Below are 5,014 nucleotides of genomic sequence, written 5' to 3'. Positions count from 1 at the left end.
CCGTCTCCGGTCCGGGACCTAAGGGAGGCGTAGGGGTTGAGAGCGCCTCCGTGCGCTCCTAGCGTCCGGGGCGGTGCCGCGCGTCCGCGGCGCCGCCCCCACCCCGCGATCCCGGTGACCACCGGAGTGAGGTGACGCGCTGGTGTCGTCGAGTGAGCAGAAGCTTCGTGACTACCTGAGGCGGGTGACCGCGGACCTCCACCAGACCCGCAGGCGGCTGGCGGAGGTCGAGGCCGGAACGCACGAACCGATCGCCGTCGTCGGCATGGCGTGCCGTTATCCGGGTGGGGTCACCTCGCCGGACGAGCTGTGGGAGCTGGTCGCGGAGGGGCGGGACGGCATCGGGCTGTTCCCGGCGAATCGTGGCTGGGATGTCGAGGGGTTGTATCACCCCGATCCCGATCATCCTGGTACCTCCTACGCCCGGGAGGGCGGGTTCCTCTACGACGCCGCCGACTTCGACCCGGACGTGTTCGGGATCTCGCCGCGTGAGGCGCTCGCGATGGACCCGCAGCAGCGCCTGCTGCTGGAGACGGCGTGGGAGGCGCTGGAGCGCGCCGGGATAGACCCGCTCGGGCTGCGCGGCAGCCGCACCGCCGTCTACGCCGGGTTGATGTACCACGACTACGCCGCACGCCTGCTCGACGTTCCCGACGAGGTCGAGGCCTACCTCGGCACCGGCAACTCCGGCAGTGTGGCCTCCGGGCGGATCGCGTACACGCTCGGGCTGGAGGGCCCCGCGCTGACCGTGGACACCGCGTGCTCGTCGTCGCTGGTCGCGCTGCATCTGGCGGCGCAGGCGCTGCGGTCGGGGGAGTGCGACCTGGCCCTCGCCGGGGGAGCCGCGGTGATGGCGACCCCGGACACGTTCATCGGCTTCTCCCGGCAGCGCGGGCTGGCCGCCGACGGGCGGTGCAAGTCGTTCGCGGCCGCCGCCGACGGCACCGGCTGGGGCGAGGGTGTCGGCATGCTGGTGGTGGAGCGGCTGTCCGACGCGCAACGTGCCGGACACCCGATCCTGGCGGTGGTGCGGGGGACCGCGGTGAACCAGGACGGCGCGTCCAGCGGACTGACCGCGCCGAACGGGCCGTCGCAGCAGCGGGTGATCCGCGCGGCGCTGGCCGGCGCGGGATTGACCCCGCGTGATGTTGACGTGGTGGAGGCGCACGGCACGGGCACCACGCTGGGTGACCCGATCGAGGCGCAGGCGTTGCTGGCCGCCTACGGTCGGGAGCGGGACGAGCCGCTGTGGCTGGGGTCGATCAAGTCGAATCTGGGGCACACGCAGGCGGCGGCGGGCGCGGCCGGGATCATCAAGATGGTCATGGCGATGCGGCACGGGGTGCTGCCGAAGACGTTGCACGTCGACGAGCCGACGCCCAAGGTCGACTGGGCGGCCGGGAAGGTCGAGCTGCTCACCGAGGCCCGATCCTGGCCCGCTGAGGGACGCCCGCGCCGGGCCGGTGTGTCGTCGTTCGGGATCAGCGGGACCAACGCCCACGTCATCCTCGAGGAGCCCCCGGCCGCGGCCGTCGCTCCCGCTCCTCCGGCGGGGAGGGTGGCTCCGCTGATCGTCACAGGGCCGGACCCCGACGCCGTACGGCGGCAGGCCGGGCGGCTCGGCCGGCACCTGCGCGAGCATCCGGACGCGTCGCTGACCGACGTCGCCTGGTCGGCCACGCTGCGGCCCGCGCTGCCGCACCGGGCGGTGTTCGTCGCGCGGCGGACCGGCGGCGGCACCGAGAAGGCCGCCGGCGCGCTGACCGCCTGGGCCGCCGGAGGCCGGGGCGAGGCGACGATCGAGGCGGTGGTCGAAGGGGTCGCGGCACGGGGCAAGCGGGCATTCCTCTTCACCGGACAGGGCGCGCAGCGTACGGGCATGGGCACGGAGCTCGCCGGCGAGTTTCCCGTTTTCGCCGACGCGCTGGCCACGGTCACCGCCGCGCTCGATCCGCACCTCGACCGCCCGCTGACCGCAGTGCTCGCCGACGAGGACCTGATCCACCAGACCGGGTACGCCCAGCCGGCGATCTTCGCCGTCGAGGTGGCGCTGCACGCGCTGCTCTCGCACTGGGGGGTGCGCGCCGACGTCCTGGTGGGCCACTCGATCGGCGAGATCGCGGCGGCGCACGTGGCCGGGACGCTCTCGCTGGCGGACGCGGCCACGCTGGTCGCCGCGCGCGGCAGGCTCATGCAGGCGCTTCCTGCGGGTGGCGCGATGCTCGCGGTGGGAGCGACGGAGGACGAGGCCAGAGCGGCGTTCGGCGAGCTGGACGTCGCCGCGGTGAACGGCCCGGCGGCCGTGGTGGTCTCGGGCGACGCGGACGCGGTGGAACGGGCGGCGGTGCTCGCGGCCGAACGAGGCTGGAAGACCAATCGCCTGCGGACCAGCCACGCCTTCCACTCCCGGCTGATGGAACCGATGCTGGACGAGTTCCGGGCCGTCGTACGGACCCTGAGCTTCGCCGACCCGTCGGCGCCCGTGGTGTCGACGGTGACCGGGCGGCCGGTGGAGCCGGGGCAGTGGCGCGACCCGGACTACTGGGTGGAGCAGGTTCGCAGGCCCGTCCGGTTCGCCGACGCGATCGCCGCGCTGGACGGCATCGGCGCGTTCGTGGAGCTCGGACCGGACGGGGTCCTCACCGCGATGGCCGGGCAGCTGCGGCCGGACGCCGTGCGCGTGCCTACCCTGCGCCGCGACCGGGACGAACCGGTCGTCGCGCTCACCGCCCTGGCCACGCTGTTCGCGCACGGCGCCCCGGTCGACTGGGCCGCGGTGCTCCCGGGCGCGCGCCTCGTCGACCTGCCGACGTACGGGTTCCACCGGCGGCGGTTCTGGCTGGACGCGCTGCCCTCGGAACGGCCCGGCACAGAACAGTCCAGCACGCGGCAGTCCGGCGCTGAGCGGTCCGGCCCTGAGAATTGGCGATACCGCGTCGAATGGCGGCCGCTCGTGAAAGCGCTCGTGAAAGCGTCTGACGCGGAGGCGCCCACAGTGCTGGAACCCACAGTGCTGGAACCCACAGTGCTGGAACCCACAGTGCTGGAACCCACAGTGCTGGAACCCACAGCGGAGTCGCCCGCCGTGGACCAGCCGCCCGCGGTGGAGTCGCCCGCCGCGTCGCTGACCGGTGCCTGGCTCGTGCTCGGCGACGACGACGGTGCCCTCGCCGGGACGCTGCGAGCCGCGGGCGCCGAGGTGGTCGCGGAATCGGGACCGGCCCTCGACGGGGTGCTGGCCGTCGTGTCGAGCCCGGCGGAGGCACTGGCGGTCACCCGGCTTGGCCTGGCGGCGCCGCACTGGTTCCTCACCAGGCGCGCGGTGTCGACAGGCCCCGGCGACCCGGCGCCCGACCTCGGCCCGGCGGCGGCCTGGGGGCTGGCGCGGGTCGCCGGCCTGGAGCACCCGGAGCGATGGGGCGGGCTGGTCGACGTTCCCGAGCACATGGACGCCGCGGCGGCGGCCTGGCTGATCGCCATCCTGGCGGGCGGGCTCGGCGCGGAGGACCAGATCGCCCTCCGCCCCGCAGGCCCGATGCTGCGACGGCTGATCCCCGCGCCGGCGCCGGCCGGCGTTCCGCCCTGGCGGCCCGCCGGAACCGTACTGATCACCGGAGGCACCGGCGGCCTGGGCGCCGAGGTCGCCCGATGGGCCGCCGCCAACGGCGCGGAGCGGCTGGTGCTGGTCTCCCGCCGCGGCGCCGCCGCCCCCGGCGCGGACGAGCTGCTCGCCGAGCTGCCCGGGGCGCGGGCACACGCGTGCGACCTGTCCGCCCGGCCGGCGGTCGAGGCCCTGCTCGCCGAGGCGGGCGAGGTGGACGTCGTCGTGCACGCGGCCGGCGTGAGCGACGACGTGCCGCTCGCCGCCGAGGACGAGGAGCATCTGCGCGCCGTCGCGGCCGGCAAGGTGGACGGGGCGGCCCATCTCGACGCGCTGTTGCCGGACGTGCCGCTGGTCGTCTTCTCCTCGATCGCGGGCGTGTGGGGCAGCGCGGGGCAGGGCGCGTACGCGGCGGCGAACGCGGCCCTGGACGCGATCGTCGCCCGGCGCCGGGCGCAGGGCCGGCCCGGGACGGCGATCGCCTGGGGGCCGTGGGCCCGCATCGGCATGGCGGCCGACGACGCGACCGCTGACCTGCTGCGGCGGCGCGGTCTCACCCCGATGCCGCCGGCGCGGGCGCTGGACGCCCTCGGCGTCGCGGTCGGCGCGGGTGCCGCGGGTGCCGCGGGCGACGCGGACGACGCGCTGGTCACCGTGGCCGACGTCGACTGGGCGCGGTTCGTCCCGGTGTTCTCCACCGCCCGGTCGCGGCCCCTGTTCGCCGATCTGCTCGTGGACGGCAGCCCCGGCCCCGGCCAGGCCCATAAGCACGCGGCCGATAAGCACGCGGCCGACCGGGACCCCGCCCACAAGGATCCGGCCGCGGACCTGGCCGCGTCGCTGGCGGATGCGGGCCCGGCCGAGCGCGACCGGATCCTGCTGCGGCTGGTCCGCGACGAGGTGGCCGCCGTGCTCGGGCACGGGTCGGGCACCGATGTGGCGCCGGCCCGCGCCTTCACCGAGCTCGGCTTCGACTCGCTCACCGCGGTGCAGCTGCGGGACCGGCTGATGGCCGCCACCGGGCTGGCGCTCTCGCCGACGCTCGTCTTCGACTACCCGAACGCCGAGCGGCTCGCCGGGCATCTCGGTGAGACCCTCACCCCCGCCGACGAGCCCGTGGATGTGCCCGACGCCGAGATCCACGCGCTTCTCGCCGCGATCCCGGCCGAGCGGCTGCGGGAGTCGGGACTCCTGCCCCGGCTGCTCCGGCTGGCGCCGGCGACGCCGGGCCGGCCGGTCCCAGAAGCCGCCGCACCCGCAGGCGATCCCGGCGGCGATCTCGACGGCGATCTCGATGGCGATCTCGACGTGATGGACGTCGACGACCTGGTGAAGCTCGCGCTGGGCGACACCGCCCCCGACCCCCACGCCGGCAGTTCCACCGAGCCCTGACCCGGCCCGACGAGCGGAGTG

General features: G+C 75.5%; 1 protein-coding gene. It reads left to right on the top strand.

Translation table 11 applies throughout. The features are described 5' to 3' along the window. The first annotated feature begins 142 nt into the window (after positions 1–142). Complete coding sequence (locus JOL79_RS35565) at positions 143–4,993, top strand: type I polyketide synthase (protein ID WP_307848698.1); 4,851 nt, start codon at positions 143–145, stop codon at positions 4,991–4,993. The last annotated feature ends 21 nt before the right edge of the window (positions 4,994–5,014 follow it).

The sequence above is a fragment of the Microbispora oryzae genome (assembly GCF_017896165.1).
In the GTDB taxonomy this organism is placed as follows: Bacteria; Actinomycetota; Actinomycetes; order Streptosporangiales; family Streptosporangiaceae; genus Microbispora; species Microbispora oryzae.
Note: the sequence above shows the minus strand (reverse complement) of the source record. Positions and strands in the feature narration are given on the sequence as shown.